Raw genomic sequence first — 15576 nt, 5'->3', positions numbered from 1 at the left:
TTCACTCCCGATGGTCGTGGGTCTGGGTGATACGGCCCTGTTCCACGTGGAACAAAGCGACTGGCGTTTCCGTCTGCCAGCCTTCCCTCAATAATTCGTGATCTACACAGGTGATAAAGACCTGGCAGCGTAAGTCTTCCAGCAAGCGGCAAAGCGCGCGACGGTGGTGCTCGTCCAGTTCGGACGGCAGGTCATCCACCAGATAAATACACTGACCGCGTCGGGCTTGGCTGACCAAGTGTCCTTGGGCAATCCGCAACGCACACACCACCAACTTCTGCTGACCGCGGGACAAGATGTCTGCGGCGTTATGGGCGCCCAATCGAAGGCGCAAATCAGCCCGTTGTGGTCCGGCCTGGGTGTGACCCATTTGCTGATCCCGCTGTAGGGAACCGGCGAGCACGGCACTCAGCTCGCGGTCTTTATCCCAACCTCGGTAATAGCTGAGCGTTAAGCCCTCGAGCTCAACCAGCTCACTCAAGGTCTGTTCAAAGACTGGTTTCAAGGCTTTGATGTAAGCGCGGCGGTATTCATCAATTTCAGCGCTGGCCTGGCACAGTTCCCTGTCCCAAACCGCTTGCGAAACGGCGTCAAGTGTACCATGCCGCAGCCAAGAGTTTCTCTGGCGCAAGGCCTTCTGCAAGCGCTGCCAGGTGGACATGAAGCGCGGTTCCACGTGGAACACTCCCCAGTCGAGAAACTGTCTCCGAATCTTCGGCGCCCCCTCCAACAGCCGAAAGCTGTCGGGGTTGATCAGCTGTAACGGCAGGATCTCCGCCAGCTGCGCTGCGCTACGGGCGTTCTGTCCGTCGATGCGAATCTGGAACTCACCCTGGCGGTCGCGAGATATTCCCAACGCACTGTGCCCGCCCTCGGCCAATTCCACCTGACCAAACACCGTGCACGCCAACTGCTCGTATTGAATCATGGGCAATAGACGGGTGCTACGAAACGAACGGGCAAGCCCCAGCAGATGTATGGCTTCCAGAACACTGGTTTTGCCGCTGCCGTTGGCGCCGTAAAGAATATTGATTCGGGGAGAGGGGGAGAAGGTCACCGGGTGCAGATTGCGCACCGCGGTGACCGAGACGCGACTTAAGGACATCTAGCTTCTGCTGAGCATGATTACAGACGCATCGGCATGACAACGTAGGCCGAGTCGTCGTTGTCGGACTCTTGCACCAGCGCGCTGCTGTTGGAGTCGGACAGGATCAATCGAACTTGCTCGGTGGTCATCACGCCCAGCACGTCGAGCAGATAGCTCACGTTGAAGCCGATTTCCAGGGGGCCGCCGTTGTACTCAACGCCCACTTCTTCTTCCGCTTCTTCCTGTTCCGGGTTATTGGCCTGGATCTTTAGCTGGCCATTAGCCAGTTGCAGGCGAATGCCACGGTATTTCTCGTTGGACAGAATTGCGGTACGGCTGAAGGCTTCACGCAAGGCCTGACGATCACCCAGCACAAGCTTGTCGCCGCCTTTTGGCAGAACTCGCTCGTAATCGGGGAATTTACCGTCGACCAGTTTCGAGGTGAAGGTGAACTCGCCGGTGGTGGCGCGGATGTGGTGTTGACCCAGGACGATGCTGACGATGCCGTCCGGCTCAGTCAGCAAGCGCGCCAGCTCAAGGATACCCTTGCGCGGCACGATGACCTGGTGGCGATCTGGCTGACCGATATCAGCCTGCATCGAGCACATGGCCAGACGGTGACCGTCTGTTGCCACGGCGCGGATGATGCCGGCAGAGACTTCCAGCAGCATGCCGTTCAGGTAGTACCGCACGTCCTGCTGGGCCATGGCGAAGCTGGTGCGCTCGATCAGACGACGCAATTTGCTTTGCTCCAGGCTGCAGGTCAGCGAGCCAGGGCCTTCTTCCACCGTCGGGAAATCGTTGGCCGGCAACGTCGACAAGGTAAAGCGGCTACGGCCGGCCTTCACCACAAGCTTCTGCTCGTCGACCTTGATGTCGATCAGCGCGTCGTTCGGCAAGCTTTTGCAGATGTCCATCAGCTTGCGCGCAGGCACCGTGATGGAACCCGGATCTGCAGGTTCTTCGAGTTGTACACGACCGACCAGCTCGACTTCCAGGTCGGTACCGGTCAGCGACAGTTGCTGGCCTTCGACAACCAGCAGCACGTTGGAGAGCACCGGCAAGGTCTGTCGGCGCTCGACGACGCCTGCGACCAGTTGCAGGGGTTTCAACAGGGCTTCGCGTTGAATGGTGAAATGCATGGTCTAGTCCCTTGCCTTAATAAGCTGCGCTGGTGTTCATCAAGTGGTCAGTGTACGCAGCAGGTTCTTGTAGTCCTCGCGGATGTCCGCGTCGGATTCCTTGAGTTCGTTGATCTTGCGGCAGGCGTGCAAAACGGTCGTGTGATCGCGGCCACCAAACACATCGCCGATTTCCGGCAGGCTGTGGTTAGTCAACTCTTTGGACAACGCCATGGCAACCTGACGCGGACGAGCGACCGAGCGTGAACGACGCTTGGACAGCAGGTCGGAAATCTTGATCTTGTAGTACTCGGCGACGGTGCGCTGAATGTTATCCACAGAGACCAGTTTGTCTTGCAGCGCCAACAAGTCTTTCAGGGATTCGCGAATCAGCTCGATGGTGATGTCGCGGCCCATGAAGTGCGAGTGGGCGATCACGCGTTTAAGCGCGCCTTCCAGTTCACGAACGTTGGAGCGAATACGCTGGGCAATGAAGAACGCCGCGTCGTGTGGCAGATCGACTTTGGCCTGGTCGGCCTTTTTCATCAGGATCGCCACCCGGGTTTCCAGCTCCGGCGGCTCGACGGCAACCGTCAGCCCCCAACCGAAGCGAGACTTGAGGCGCTCTTCGAGGCCTTCGATTTCTTTAGGATAGCGGTCACTGGTAAGAATGACCTGCTGTCCACCTTCAAGCAGGGCGTTGAAGGTGTGGAAAAATTCTTCCTGGGAGCGTTCCTTGCGGGCGAAGAACTGAATGTCATCGATCAACAGCGCGTCCACCGAACGGTAGAAGCGCTTGAATTCGTTGATCGCATTCAGCTGCAAGGCCTTGACCATGTCCGCCACGAAACGCTCGGAATGCAGGTACACGACCTTGGCATTCGGGTTCTTCTTTAATAGGTGGTTACCCACAGCGTGCATCAAGTGGGTTTTACCCAGGCCAACGCCACCATAAAGGAAGAGCGGGTTGTACCCGTGCTTGGGGTTGTCCGCTACCTGCCAGGCCGCGGCCCGGGCCAGTTGGTTGGACTTGCCTTCGACGAAGTTCTCGAAGGTGAAGGTGCGGTTCAGGTAGCTGGTGTGCTTGAGCGCGCCTTCGACCTGCACCGTGCGCTGTTCGGAGCGCACCGGGGCCTGTTGAGAACTCGCACCCGCCATCGGGTCGAAACTGTCGCGGGACGGCTCTTCACTGACGTCGGCAAGTTTCTGCGTCGATCGCTTGGTCGGCATGGCTGCCGGTGCGGGAGGCTGTGCGCTGACAGGCGCTTGAGCCGCCTGCGCCTGGGACGCTGCGGCAGCCAGCGGCGCATTAGGGGCGGCACGTGGCGCCGAACTGCGTTTGCTGCCTATTAATAAGGAAAGCGCAGGCGCCATGCCATTGCCATGCTCATCCAGCAGTTCGAGGACCCGGCCCAGGTACTTTTCGTTAACCCAGTCGAGAACAAAACGATTCGGTGCGTAGACACGCAACTCGTCGCCTTCGGCTTCGACCTGTAGTGGACGGATCCAAGTGTTGAATTGTTGGGCAGGCAGCTCATCGCGCAAAAGCTCCACGCACTGCTGCCATAGTTCCACTGACACGGATATCCCCTAAGTTGAAAGCCGGTGAGGCAAAAACAAGCGGCCATTGTAGCGACCAGACGCCGACTTATCCACACGTAGGTTATTCACTGCCGAATAAGAATCCGGGTTTTATAGGGGAAAAAGTCGACCAATGGTCTGTGCATAAGCCCTGTGGATAACCCATCCTAAGGTCGTTGCACAAGTGGGGGCGAAACTCGGTGGATAACCAGCCTGTGGATAAGAGGCTCTTTCACCCACAGGTTATCCGACAGCGCAGCACAGGCTGCCCCCTGTTTACCACGGTAGTTGTCATTCTCTGTACAGCTCGTAATTAAAGGGCCAGAGGTAGTTATCCACAGATGATCGCGACCCTAGCTTTTATAAGCTTTACAGAAAAGCTTTAAATACTTTCCTTCTTTATTTCTATATCTAGCGAAGGGCAGGCACCGCCAAAACCCCTGGAGATCTATTTATGAGGAAACGCTGGTTGGAAATTGACCTAGAGGCTTGCTTTCTCTAGAATCCCCGGTCTCTTAAAACGGGGGCCATTCCGGCCCGTTGTGGACGAATCAGGTAACACGACAATGAAACGTACTTTCCAACCAAGCACCATCAAACGCGCTCGTACCCACGGTTTCCGTGCTCGCATGGCTACCAAGAACGGTCGCGCCGTCCTGTCGCGTCGTCGCGCCAAAGGTCGTGCGCGTCTGGCAGTTTGATAATCCGGCACTGGAGGTGAGTCAGGACTTCAGTCGGGAAAAGCGCCTGCTTACCCCCCGGCATTTCAAGGCAGTCTTTGACTCCCCTACCGGCAAGGTTCCGGGGAAAAATCTCCTGCTCCTTGCGCGCAACAACGATCTTGATCACCCCCGTCTCGGGTTGGTTATCGGGAAAAAGAGCGTAAAGCTCTCCGTCGAGCGCAATCGCCTCAAACGTCTGATGCGCGAATCGTTCCGTCTGCACCAGGACTCACTGGTCGGCTGGGACATCGTAATCGTCGCGCGCAAAGGTTTGGGTGACGTAGAAAACCCCGAATTGATTCAGCATTTCGGCAAACTCTGGAAGCGTCTGGCACGCAGCTCGCCGGTACCAGCAGTCAAAACCGAAACTGTAGGGGTAGACAGTCCCGATGCGTAAACTGGCACTCGTTCCGATCCAGTTTTATCGCTATGCCATTAGTCCCCTGATGGCCAGTCACTGTCGTTTCTACCCCAGTTGTTCCTGCTACGCGTATGAAGCCATAGAAAATCATGGCCTTCTGCGCGGTGGCTGGCTGGCCTTTCGTCGTTTAGGTCGCTGTCATCCGTGGAATCCCGGTGGTTATGACCCGGTTCCATCTATCCCTACCTCCCGTTCTTCTTCGATGGCCGAGTAATCATGGATATCAAACGCACGATCCTGATCGTCGCCCTGGCAATCGTGTCCTACGTTATGGTTCTTAAATGGAACCAGGACTATGGCCAGGCTGCCCTGCCGACTCAGAATGTTGCTTCCAGTACTACCGCACCGGGTCTACCGGATACGGCGACTGGCAAAAATGCTTCCGTCAGTGACGACATCCCCCGCGCCCCAAGCGATACCAGTGCAACTGCACCTGCTGAAACACCAGTAGCGGCAAGCAAAGACCTCATCCAGATCAAAACGGATGTGCTCGACCTGGCAGTCGATCCACAAGGTGGCGATGTTGCCCAGCTGAAATTGCCGTTGTATCCACGCCGTCAGGACCATCCGGAAATTCCGTTCCAGCTGTTCGATAACGGCGGTGAACTGACTTACCTGGCGCAAAGCGGTCTGATCGGTACCAACGGCCCGGATGCAAACCCGGCCGGTCGTCCGGTCTACTCCTCGGAGAAGAAGACTTATCAACTGGCTGACGGTCAGGACCAATTGGTCGTGGACCTGAAGTTCAGCAAGGATGGCGTCAATTACATCAAGCGTTTCACCCTGAAACGTGGCCTGTATGACGTCACCGTGTCCTACCTGATCGATAACCAGAGCGCGCAGCCGTGGTCCGGTGCGATGTTCGCGCAACTGAAGCGCGACGCCAGCGGCGATCCTTCCTCCACTACCGCTACCGGTACCGCGACTTACCTGGGCGCTGCCCTGTGGACAAGTAACGAGCCGTACAAGAAAGTGTCCATGAAGGACATGGACAAGGCGCAGTTGAAGGAAACGGTCACTGGTGGTTGGGTTGCCTGGTTGCAACACTACTTCGTTACCGCCTGGATTCCGGCGAAGGGCGAAAACAACGTCGTCCAGACCCGTAAAGACAGCAAGGGCAACTACATCATCGGTTATACCGGCCCGGCAATGAGCGTCGCGCCAGGTGCAAAAGCCGAGACCAGTGCCGTTCTGTACGCGGGTCCGAAAAGCCAGGCAGTGCTCAAAGAGTTGTCCCCAGGTCTGGAACTGACCGTGGATTACGGCATTCTCTGGTTCATCGCCCAACCAATCTTCTGGTTGCTGGGACACATCCACGCGATCGTCGGTAACTGGGGCTGGTCGATCATCTTCCTGACCATGCTGATCAAGGGGATTTTCTTCCCGCTGTCGGCTGCCAGCTACAAATCCATGGCGCGCATGCGTGCAGTGGCACCGAAACTGGCTGCGCTGAAAGAGCAACATGGCGACGACCGGCAGAAAATGTCGCAAGCCATGATGGAGCTGTACAAGAAAGAGAAGATCAATCCGCTGGGTGGTTGCTTGCCAATCCTCGTGCAGATGCCGGTATTCCTTTCGCTGTACTGGGTTCTGCTGGAAAGCGTTGAAATGCGCCAGGCGCCGTTCATGCTGTGGATTACGGACTTGTCGATCAAGGATCCGTTCTTCATTCTGCCGATCATCATGGGTGTCACCATGTTTATCCAGCAGCAGTTGAACCCGACGCCTCCGGATCCGATGCAGGCCAAGGTGATGAAGCTGATGCCAATCATCTTCACCTTCTTCTTCCTGTGGTTCCCGGCGGGTCTGGTGCTGTACTGGGTTGTGAACAACTGCCTCTCTATTGCCCAACAGTGGTACATCACGCGTAAGATCGAAGCGGCTGTGAAAAAAGCCGAGGCGTAACTTGCTCTGTGGATAACCACTCAAAACGCCCCCTAGTGGGGCGTTTTGCTATCTGTCACTTTTGTCTGGATACCGGTTTATGAGCGTTCCTCGTGAAACCATCGCTGCCGTCGCCACCGCCCAAGGTCGTGGCGGTGTCGGCATCGTCCGTATTTCCGGGCCTCTGGCGAGTGTCGCGGCCAAGGCCTTCAGCGGTCGTGAACTCAAGCCGCGATTCGCCCACTACGGCCCCTTCCTCAGTGAAAACGATGAGGTTCTGGACCAAGGCATTGCCCTGTATTTCCCGGGTCCGAACTCGTTCACCGGCGAAGATGTATTGGAACTCCAAGGCCATGGCGGCCCGATTGTTCTGGATATGCTGCTCAAGCGTTGCCTGGAACTGGGCTGCCGACTGGCCCGACCCGGTGAATTCAGCGAACGCGCCTTCCTCAACGACAAGCTCGACCTGGCCCAGGCCGAAGCCATCGCCGACTTGATCGAGGCGAGCTCGGCCCAGGCGGCACGCAATGCCCTGCGCTCCTTGCAGGGTGCATTTTCCGAGCGTGTGCATCACCTCACCGAGCAATTGATTGGCCTGCGGATCTATGTCGAAGCGGCCATCGATTTCCCGGAGGAAGAAATCGACTTCCTTGCCGATGGCCATGTACTGAGCATGCTCGACAAGGTACGTGATGAGTTATCCACCGTATTGCGTGAAGCCGGGCAGGGGGCATTGCTGCGCGACGGCATGACGGTGGTGATTGCCGGACGACCGAATGCGGGGAAATCCAGCCTGCTGAATGCATTGGCCGGTCGTGAAGCGGCGATCGTCACCGAGATTGCCGGCACGACCCGTGACATTCTTCGCGAACATATCCACATCGATGGCATGCCGCTGCATGTGGTCGATACCGCAGGTTTGCGCGATACCGATGATCATGTGGAAAAAATCGGCGTCGAGCGGGCATTGAAGGCCATTGGCGAAGCCGATCGCGTATTGCTGGTGGTCGACGCCACCGCACCCGAAGCACTTGATCCATTCGCGTTGTGGCCTGAATTCCTGGAAACCCGTCCGGACCCGGCGAAAGTCACGTTGATCCGCAACAAGGCAGACCTGACCGGCGAAGCCATTGCCATGGAAGTCAGCGAGGATGGACACGTCACCATCAGCCTCAGCGCCAAATCTGCCGGCGACGGCCTGGAACTGCTGCGTGATCATCTCAAGGCCTGCATGGGCTATGAACAGACCTCCGAGAGCAGCTTCAGCGCTCGCAGGCGTCACCTTGAAGCGTTGCGCCATGCCAGCGCTTCCCTCGAGCACGGCCGTGCGCAGCTGACGTTGGCAGGTGCCGGTGAACTGCTGGCCGAAGATCTGCGCCAGGCCCAGCACTCGTTGGGTGAAATCACCGGTGCTTTCAGCTCCGATGATCTGTTGGGGCGCATCTTTTCCAGCTTCTGCATCGGTAAATAGGGGCCATCACCTACGGAAAGAATACGATCTTTGTAGGAGCTGGCTTGCCAGCGAAGGCGGACTTTCTGACAAATCAATATTGAATGTGACTGCCCCTTCGCTGGCAAGCCAGCTCCTACAGAAACAGATCGGTGTACACGCGTTGCCCCACAGACAGGCCATTCGAGCCTGTCTGTTTCTTCCTTTCTCGTGAATTTTCTTCCAGTGCCGAGCAGATTCTTTCTGCTTGAGCGAATTTTCCGTGCCCGGGATTTGCTGATTCAGAGAATTTCTGTGGATTAAGCCCTGTGAATAACTGCCACTAAGGGCAGTTGATAACAGGGCCTGAAAACTGCGAATAACCACAGCTGTGGATAACCACCCCTTTCATCCACAGGCTTAAACCGGTTATCCAAGGGCCTCATTGGCACATGATCACAGGGTTTTGATTCTCTGTACACGTTGAATATAAAGGGCTGTGTAAATCTATCCACAGAAATGTGCCTCAGTAGAAATAAACATAAAAACAAAGATTTAATAAATTTCTTTCTTTTTAATTTCTGTTAAGCCGACTTTTCCACAGCTGGTTAAATTTTGTGCAAAGGGTTCTTTAGGAAGGGCGAAGTCCCTATACTTGCCGACCAGGTCCAAAAACCTGTGCTCAAACTATTTCTGATTACCTGACTGAAGCAGGCACGAGGTGCGTGGTGGATTTCCCTTCCCGTTTTGAAGTGATCGTCATCGGCGGCGGTCATGCCGGTACCGAGGCAGCACTGGCGTCAGCACGCATGGGGGCAAAAACCCTGTTGCTGACGCATAACGTGGAAACCCTTGGTGCCATGAGTTGCAACCCGGCCATTGGCGGGATCGGCAAAAGCCACCTGGTCAAGGAAATCGACGCCCTGGGCGGCGCGATGGCCATGGCTACCGATAAGGGTGGAATTCAATTTCGCGTGTTGAACAGCCGTAAAGGCCCGGCCGTGCGAGCGACTCGCGCTCAGGCCGACCGGGTTCTGTACAAGGCCGCTGTCCGCGAAACCCTGGAAAACCAGGCGAACCTGTGGATATTTCAACAAGCAGCCGATGACCTGATCGTCGAACAGGACCAAGTGCGCGGTGTAGTCACCCAGATGGGTCTGCGTTTCCTCGCCGATTCCGTGGTGTTGACCACCGGCACCTTCCTCGGTGGACTTATCCACATCGGCATGCAGAATTTTTCCGGCGGTCGCGCCGGTGATCCGCCATCGATTGCCCTGGCTCACCGTTTGCGTGAATTGCCATTGCGCGTGGGTCGCCTGAAAACCGGTACTCCGCCGCGCATCGACGGTCGCTCTGTGGATTTCTCGGTGATGACCGAGCAAGCAGGCGATACGCCGATTCCAGTGATGTCGTTCATGGGCTCCAAAGAGCAGCACCCGAAACAGGTCAGTTGCTGGATTACCCACACCAACGCCCGCACCCACGAAATCATCGCCGCCAACCTCGACCGTTCGCCGATGTATTCCGATGCAGGTGTGATCGAAGGGATCGGCCCGCGCTACTGCCCGTCGATCGAAGACAAAATTCATCGCTTTGCCGACAAGGAAAGCCATCAGGTCTTCATCGAACCCGAAGGCCTGACGACCAACGAGTTGTACCCGAACGGGATATCCACATCCTTGCCGTTCGACGTGCAGTTGCAGATCGTGCAATCGATCCGCGGCATGGAAAACGCACACATCGTGCGGCCGGGTTACGCCATCGAATACGATTACTTCGACCCGCGTGACCTGAAGTACAACCTGGAAACCAAAGTCATCGGCGGCCTGTTCTTCGCCGGGCAAATCAACGGCACCACCGGCTACGAAGAAGCCGGCGCCCAAGGTTTGCTGGCCGGGGCCAATGCCGCCTTGCGTGCCCAGGGCAAAGAGGCCTGGTGCCCGCGTCGCGACGAGGCGTACATCGGGGTATTGGTCGACGACCTGATTACCCTGGGTACCCAGGAACCGTATCGGATGTTTACCTCCCGCGCCGAGTACCGCCTGATCCTGCGCGAAGACAACGCCGACCTGCGCCTGACCGAAAAAGGTCGCGAACTGGGGCTGGTGGATGACGCCCGTTGGGCCGCGTTCTGCACCAAACGCGAAAGCATTGCCCTGGAAGAACAACGTTTGAAAAGTACCTGGGTTCGCCCGGGCACCGAACAAGGCGATGCAATCTCCGAAAAATTCGGCACGCCGCTGACCCACGAATACAATTTGCTCAACCTGCTGAGCCGTCCGGAAATCGACTACGCGGGTCTGATCGCCGTGACCGGTGGCGGGGCAGAAGATCCACAAGTGGCCGAGCAGGTCGAAATCAAGACCAAATACGCCGGTTACATCGACCGCCAGCAGGATGAAATCGCACGCCTGCGGGCCAGCGAAGACACCAAACTGCCTGTGGATATCGATTACACGAATATTTCCGGTCTCTCCAAAGAGATCCAGGGCAAGCTCGGTGCGACCCGTCCAGAGACCCTGGGCCAGGCGTCACGTATTCCGGGTGTCACGCCGGCGGCGATTTCGCTGTTGATGATTCATTTGAAAAAACGCGGCGCTGGCCGTCAGTTGGAGCAAAGCGCTTGAGTTCGTCGGTCACCTCGCAACACGCAGAAGAGTTATCCACAGGTGCTCGCCAGCTCGGTGTCACGTTATCCGACACTCAGCATGCCCAGCTGCTGGGTTATCTGGCCCTGTTGATAAAATGGAACAAGGCCTACAACCTGACCGCCGTGCGCGATCCGGACGAAATGGTCTCCCGTCACCTGCTCGACAGTTTGAGCGTGATGCCGTTCGTCGAAAGCGGTCGCTGGCTGGACGTTGGCAGCGGCGGCGGTATGCCCGGTATTCCGCTGGCCATCCTGTTTCCAGAGGCCCAAGTGACGTGCCTGGACAGCAATGGCAAGAAAACCCGCTTCCTGACCCAGGTCAAACTCGAACTCAAACTGGATAACCTGCAAGTTATCCACAGTCGCGTCGAAGAATTTCAGCCTGCTCAAGCCTTCAACGGGATCATCTCCCGGGCGTTCAGCAGCATGGAGAACTTCAGCAACTGGACTCGCCACCTTGGCGACACCGATACGCGTTGGCTGGCAATGAAGGGCGTTCATCCGGCTGATGAGCTGGTAGCATTGCCGGCAGACTTCCACCTCGATAGCGAACACGCCCTGGCCGTACCTGGTTGCCAAGGCCAACGCCATCTGCTGATACTGCGCCGCACGGCATGATTGGGAACACAAGCAAGAATGGCTAAGGTATTCGCGATTGCGAACCAAAAGGGTGGTGTGGGCAAAACCACCACCTGTATCAACCTCGCAGCTTCCCTGGTCGCTACCAAGCGCCGGGTGTTGCTGATCGATCTCGATCCACAGGGCAACGCCACCATGGGTAGCGGTGTGGATAAACACGGCCTGGAAAATTCGGTCTACGACCTGCTGATCGGCGAATGTGATCTGGCTCAGGCCATGCACTACTCCGAGCACGGTGGTTACCAGCTGTTGCCGGCCAACCGCGACCTGACCGCCGCGGAAGTGGTTCTGCTGGAAATGCAGATGAAGGAGAGTCGCCTGCGCAGCGCGTTGGCGCCGATCCGTGAAAACTACGATTACATTCTGATCGACTGTCCGCCGTCGTTATCGATGCTGACCTTGAACGCACTGGTCGCCGCTGATGGGGTAATTATCCCCATGCAGTGCGAGTACTTCGCACTCGAAGGCTTGAGCGACCTTGTGGATAACATCAAGCGCATCGCCGAGCTGCTCAACCCGAACCTGAAAGTCGAAGGCCTGCTGCGGACCATGTACGACCCGCGCCTGAGCCTGATGAACGATGTGTCGGCGCAGCTCAAGGAGCACTTCGGCGAGCAGCTCTACGACACGGTCATTCCGCGCAACATTCGCCTGGCCGAGGCGCCAAGCTATGGCATGCCGGCGCTGGTGTACGACAAGACTTCGCGGGGCGCGATTGCCTATCTGGCATTGGCGGGCGAGATGGTTCGCCGACAACGCAAAAACTCACGCACCGCCGCCGCTCAGGCAACTTAAGGAATCCCCATGGCCGTCAAGAAACGAGGTCTCGGACGTGGACTGGATGCACTGCTGAGTGGTCCGACTGTCAGCTCGCTGGAAGAACAAGCGGTGCAGGCGGATCAACGCGAGCTGCAGCACCTGCCCCTGGACCTGATCCAGCGTGGCAAGTACCAGCCACGGCGGGACATGGATCCTCAGGCGCTGGAGGAGCTGGCACAGTCGATCAAGGCCCAGGGCGTGATGCAGCCGATCGTGGTTCGTCCGATCGGCAGCGGTCGCTTCGAAATCATTGCCGGCGAACGTCGCTGGCGCGCCAGTCAGCAAGCCGGCCAGGAAACCATCCCGGCGATGGTTCGCGACGTACCGGATGAAACCGCGATCGCCATGGCGCTGATCGAGAACATCCAGCGCGAGGACCTCAATCCGATCGAAGAAGCGGTGGCCTTGCAGCGTTTGCAGCAGGAATTCCAGCTGACCCAGCAACAAGTGGCCGAAGCCGTGGGCAAATCCCGCGTAACCGTGGCCAACCTGCTACGCTTGATCGCGTTGCCGGAAGTCATCAAAACCATGCTGTCCCACGGCGACCTGGAAATGGGTCATGCCCGTGCTTTGCTCGGTTTACCGGAAAATCAACAGGTTGAAGGGGCGCGACACGTTGTCGCACGAGGGCTGACCGTACGCCAGACCGAGGCACTGGTTCGCCAGTGGTTGAGTGGCAAACCGGAGCCTGCTGAACCGGTAAAGCAAGACCCGGATATCGCCCGGCTGGAACAGCGTCTGGCCGAGCGCTTGGGCTCTGCGGTGCAGATCCGCCACGGGAAAAAGGGTAAAGGGCAGTTGGTGATCGGGTACAACTCCCTCGATGAGCTTCAAGGTGTGCTTGCACACATTCGCTGAAACATTTCCTCATGTAGCGTGCAGGTGGAAATCACTACCTGCCAGTTGAATAGGGGCAGAACCGCCCCTATACTCTGCGCGCATTTTGTCGGCACAAATTATGCCAAGTTATTGAATTCTGGCAGCCGATCATTGGGGAGCAAAAACGATGGAGAGCCGCACGCCAAACCGCTTGCCATTCCATCGCCTGGCAGTTTTTCCGGTCTTGTTGGCTCAATTTGTCGTTTTGGTACTGGCCGCTTTGGCGCTTTGGTACTGGCATGGAGTCGTAGCCGGGTACTCGGGACTTTGCGGAGGCCTGATAGCCTTGCTGCCCAATGTTTATTTCGCTCACAGGGCATTTCGGTTTTCCGGCGCCCGAGCAGCTCAAGCCATCGTCCGGTCTTTTTATGCCGGCGAGGCGGGCAAACTGATTTTGACGGCAGTGCTCTTTGCATTGACGTTCGCAGGTGTGAAGCCATTGGCGCCGCTGGCTGTATTCGGCGTCTTCGTGTTGACCCAACTGGTCAGCTGGTTCGCGCCCCTGCTGATGAGAACAAGACTTTCGAGACCTTAGGGCGTTTGAGGCAACCATGGCAGAGACAACCGCTTCGGGCTATATCCAGCACCACTTGCAGAACCTGACCTTCGGGCAGCTACCTAACGGCGGCTGGGGTTTTGCCCACACCGCAGCAGAAGCCAAGGAAATGGGCTTCTGGGCTTTCCACGTCGATACCCTCGGCTGGTCGGTCGCGTTGGGTCTGATCTTCGTTCTGATTTTCCGCATGGCGGCAAAGAAGGCGACGTCGGGGCAACCGGGTGCTTTACAGAACTTCGTTGAAGTATTGGTCGAATTCGTCGATGGCAGCGTGAAAGACAGCTTCCATGGCCGTAGCCCGGTGATTGCACCGCTGGCGCTGACCATCTTCGTCTGGGTCTTCCTGATGAACGCCGTCGACCTGATCCCGGTCGACTGGATTCCTCAGCTGGCCATCCTGATCACTGGCGATGCGCACATTCCGTTCCGTGCCGTATCGACCACTGACCCGAACGCTACCCTGGGCATGGCCCTGTCGGTGTTCGCGTTGATCATTTTCTACAGCATCAAGGTCAAGGGCATCGGCGGCTTCATCGGCGAACTGACCCTGCACCCGTTCGGCAGCAAGAATATTTTCCTTCAAGCCCTGCTGATCCCGGTGAACTTCCTGCTGGAGTTCGTGACGCTGATCGCCAAGCCAATCTCGCTGGCACTGCGTCTGTTCGGCAACATGTACGCCGGCGAACTGGTCTTCATTCTGATTGCTGTGATGTTCGGCAGCGGTCTGCTCTGGCTTAGCGGCCTGGGCGTTGTTCTGCAGTGGGCGTGGGCAGTGTTCCACATCCTGATCATCACCCTGCAGGCGTTTATCTTCATGATGCTGACCATCGTCTACCTGTCGATGGCGCACGAAGAGAACCATTAAGACCAGTCTCGGCTGGTCTGATGTCCCACCCGGTAAAACGGGTGGGGGCCCGAACAGGGCTATGAAACGATTTGTTTTACCGCTTTAAAATCTAAAAAACCTAAACCATACGACGTAAAAGTCGGGAGGAAAGATGGAAACTGTAGTTGGTCTAACCGCTATCGCTGTTGCACTGTTGATCGGCCTGGGCGCACTGGGTACCGCAATTGGTTTCGGCCTGTTGGGCGGCAAGTTCCTGGAAGGCGCCGCGCGTCAGCCAGAAATGGTCCCAATGCTGCAAGTCAAAATGTTCATCGTTGCCGGTCTGCTCGACGCCGTAACCATGATCGGTGTTGGTATCGCTCTGTTCTTCACCTTCGCGAACCCATTCGTTGGTCAACTCGCTGGCTAATTACTCACCTTCGAGTAATTGGTGTGATGTGCAACGAACGAGCGAGGTGTTGGCGTGAACATTAATGCAACCCTGATTGGCCAGTCCGTTGCGTTCTTCATTTTTGTACTGTTTTGCATGAAGTTCGTGTGGCCTCCGGTCATCGCGGCTTTGCACGAACGTCAGAAGAAGATCGCGGATGGACTGGACGCTGCCGCCCGAGCAGCTCGCGACCTGGAGTTGGCCCAAGATAAAGCGGGTCAACAACTGCGCGAAGCTAAAGCTCAGGCAGCCGAGATCATTGAGCAAGCCAAGAAACGCGGTAACCAGATCGTTGAAGAGGCTGTTGAAAAAGCCCGTATCGACGCTGACCGTGTGAAGGTTCAGGCTCAGGCCGAGATCGAACAGGAACTGAACAGTGTCAAAGACGCGCTGCGTGCCCAATTGGGTGCTCTGGCCGTTGGCGGCGCCGAGAAGATCCTGGGTGCCACAATCGATCAAAACGCGCACGCGGAGCTGGTAAACAAACTGGCTGCTGAAATTTAAGCGAGGG

16 protein-coding genes are annotated in these 15576 nt (G+C 57.0%); 13 read left to right on the top strand and 3 right to left on the bottom strand.

From position 1 onward, the window contains the following. Position 1: 1 nt before the first annotated feature. From recF to dnaA, 3 genes are read right to left on the bottom strand one after another with little or no spacing between them, the layout of a single operon-like run. Positions 2-1105: a DNA replication/repair protein RecF gene (gene recF / locus ELQ88_RS02635; protein WP_128874607.1), complete on the bottom strand. Its 1104-nt coding sequence runs from the start codon at positions 1103-1105 to the stop codon at positions 2-4. 20 nt (positions 1106-1125) lie between these two features. Beyond that, a complete protein-coding gene (gene dnaN, locus ELQ88_RS02630) occupies positions 1126-2229 on the bottom strand; it encodes a DNA polymerase III subunit beta (RefSeq protein WP_064680536.1) in 1104 nt (367 codons plus the stop codon). A gap of 39 nt (positions 2230-2268) precedes the next feature. Then, positions 2269-3789: a chromosomal replication initiator protein DnaA gene (gene dnaA, locus ELQ88_RS02625; RefSeq protein WP_128874606.1), complete on the bottom strand. Its 1521-nt coding sequence runs from the start codon at positions 3787-3789 to the stop codon at positions 2269-2271. A gap of 566 nt (positions 3790-4355) precedes the next feature. Between dnaA and rpmH the strand changes: the two genes are divergently transcribed. The 13 genes from rpmH (at position 4356) to ELQ88_RS02560 (ending at position 15569) form a co-directional block, all read left to right on the top strand. Next, positions 4356-4490, top strand: a complete 135-nt coding sequence (gene rpmH, locus ELQ88_RS02620) for a 50S ribosomal protein L34 (RefSeq protein ID WP_003213577.1) — start codon at positions 4356-4358, stop codon at positions 4488-4490. 16 nt (positions 4491-4506) lie between these two features. Further along, positions 4507-4908, top strand: a complete 402-nt coding sequence (rnpA, locus tag ELQ88_RS02615; protein WP_197678881.1) for a ribonuclease P protein component — start codon at positions 4507-4509, stop codon at positions 4906-4908. After that, positions 4901-5146 (top strand): membrane protein insertion efficiency factor YidD, encoded by a 246-nt coding sequence (yidD, locus tag ELQ88_RS02610; RefSeq protein WP_074872215.1) that lies wholly within the window; start codon positions 4901-4903, stop codon positions 5144-5146. The genes rnpA and yidD overlap by 8 nt, the downstream gene beginning before the upstream one ends. 2 nt (positions 5147-5148) lie before the next feature. After that, positions 5149-6837: a membrane protein insertase YidC gene (gene yidC / locus ELQ88_RS02605; RefSeq protein WP_138963477.1), complete on the top strand. Its 1689-nt coding sequence runs from the start codon at positions 5149-5151 to the stop codon at positions 6835-6837. A gap of 79 nt (positions 6838-6916) precedes the next feature. Further along, positions 6917-8287, top strand: a complete 1371-nt coding sequence (mnmE, locus tag ELQ88_RS02600) for a tRNA uridine-5-carboxymethylaminomethyl(34) synthesis GTPase MnmE (RefSeq protein ID WP_138963475.1) — start codon at positions 6917-6919, stop codon at positions 8285-8287. A 686-nt stretch (positions 8288-8973) separates the two neighbouring features. Beyond that, on the top strand, positions 8974-10872 hold the full coding sequence (mnmG, locus tag ELQ88_RS02595; RefSeq protein ID WP_128874602.1) for a tRNA uridine-5-carboxymethylaminomethyl(34) synthesis enzyme MnmG: 1899 nt from the start codon (positions 8974-8976) through the stop codon (positions 10870-10872). Next, positions 10869-11513, top strand: a complete 645-nt coding sequence (gene rsmG / locus ELQ88_RS02590; protein WP_128874601.1) for a 16S rRNA (guanine(527)-N(7))-methyltransferase RsmG — start codon at positions 10869-10871, stop codon at positions 11511-11513. The genes mnmG and rsmG overlap by 4 nt, the downstream gene beginning before the upstream one ends. An 18-nt stretch (positions 11514-11531) precedes the next feature. Further along, positions 11532-12329, top strand: a complete 798-nt coding sequence (locus ELQ88_RS02585; RefSeq protein WP_128874600.1) for a ParA family protein — start codon at positions 11532-11534, stop codon at positions 12327-12329. A gap of 9 nt (positions 12330-12338) precedes the next feature. Next, positions 12339-13211, top strand: a complete 873-nt coding sequence (locus ELQ88_RS02580) for a ParB/RepB/Spo0J family partition protein (RefSeq protein ID WP_128874599.1) — start codon at positions 12339-12341, stop codon at positions 13209-13211. 148 nt (positions 13212-13359) lie between these two features. Continuing rightward, a complete protein-coding gene (locus ELQ88_RS02575) occupies positions 13360-13767 on the top strand; it encodes a F0F1 ATP synthase subunit I (RefSeq protein ID WP_007948092.1) in 408 nt (135 codons plus the stop codon). A 16-nt stretch (positions 13768-13783) separates the two neighbouring features. Beyond that, positions 13784-14653, top strand: coding sequence for a F0F1 ATP synthase subunit A (atpB, locus tag ELQ88_RS02570; protein ID WP_064680525.1), 870 nt, complete (start codon positions 13784-13786; stop codon positions 14651-14653). Between the two features lie 133 nt (positions 14654-14786). Continuing rightward, the gene (atpE, locus tag ELQ88_RS02565; protein ID WP_002555987.1) at positions 14787-15044 is read left to right on the top strand and encodes a F0F1 ATP synthase subunit C; all 258 of its coding nucleotides are present in this window, start codon (positions 14787-14789) and stop codon (positions 15042-15044) included. Between the two features lie 54 nt (positions 15045-15098). Then, positions 15099-15569: a F0F1 ATP synthase subunit B gene (locus ELQ88_RS02560; protein WP_008027535.1), complete on the top strand. Its 471-nt coding sequence runs from the start codon at positions 15099-15101 to the stop codon at positions 15567-15569. The last annotated feature ends 7 nt before the right edge of the window (positions 15570-15576 follow it).

The sequence above is a fragment of the Pseudomonas sp. MPC6 genome (assembly GCF_006094435.1).
In the GTDB taxonomy this organism is placed as follows: domain Bacteria; phylum Pseudomonadota; class Gammaproteobacteria; order Pseudomonadales; family Pseudomonadaceae; genus Aquipseudomonas.
Note: the sequence above shows the minus strand (reverse complement) of the source record. Positions and strands in the feature narration are given on the sequence as shown.

What these genes read in the sequence shown, in the direction of transcription:
- dnaN (WP_064680536.1), bottom strand. Translation starts at nt 2,229, where the DNA reads ATGCATTTCACCATTCAACGCGAAGCCCTGTTGAAACCCCTGCAACTG.
- mnmE (WP_138963475.1), top strand. Translation starts at nt 6,917, where the DNA reads ATGAGCGTTCCTCGTGAAACCATCGCTGCCGTCGCCACCGCCCAAGGT.
- rpmH (WP_003213577.1), top strand. Translation starts at nt 4,356, where the DNA reads ATGAAACGTACTTTCCAACCAAGCACCATCAAACGCGCTCGTACCCAC.
- ELQ88_RS02585 (WP_128874600.1), top strand. Translation starts at nt 11,532, where the DNA reads ATGGCTAAGGTATTCGCGATTGCGAACCAAAAGGGTGGTGTGGGCAAA.
- recF (WP_128874607.1), bottom strand. Translation starts at nt 1,105, where the DNA reads ATGTCCTTAAGTCGCGTCTCGGTCACCGCGGTGCGCAATCTGCACCCG.
- yidC (WP_138963477.1), top strand. Translation starts at nt 5,149, where the DNA reads ATGGATATCAAACGCACGATCCTGATCGTCGCCCTGGCAATCGTGTCC.
- ELQ88_RS02580 (WP_128874599.1), top strand. Translation starts at nt 12,339, where the DNA reads ATGGCCGTCAAGAAACGAGGTCTCGGACGTGGACTGGATGCACTGCTG.
- atpE (WP_002555987.1), top strand. Translation starts at nt 14,787, where the DNA reads ATGGAAACTGTAGTTGGTCTAACCGCTATCGCTGTTGCACTGTTGATC.
- atpB (WP_064680525.1), top strand. Translation starts at nt 13,784, where the DNA reads ATGGCAGAGACAACCGCTTCGGGCTATATCCAGCACCACTTGCAGAAC.
- ELQ88_RS02575 (WP_007948092.1), top strand. Translation starts at nt 13,360, where the DNA reads ATGGAGAGCCGCACGCCAAACCGCTTGCCATTCCATCGCCTGGCAGTT.
- yidD (WP_074872215.1), top strand. Translation starts at nt 4,901, where the DNA reads ATGCGTAAACTGGCACTCGTTCCGATCCAGTTTTATCGCTATGCCATT.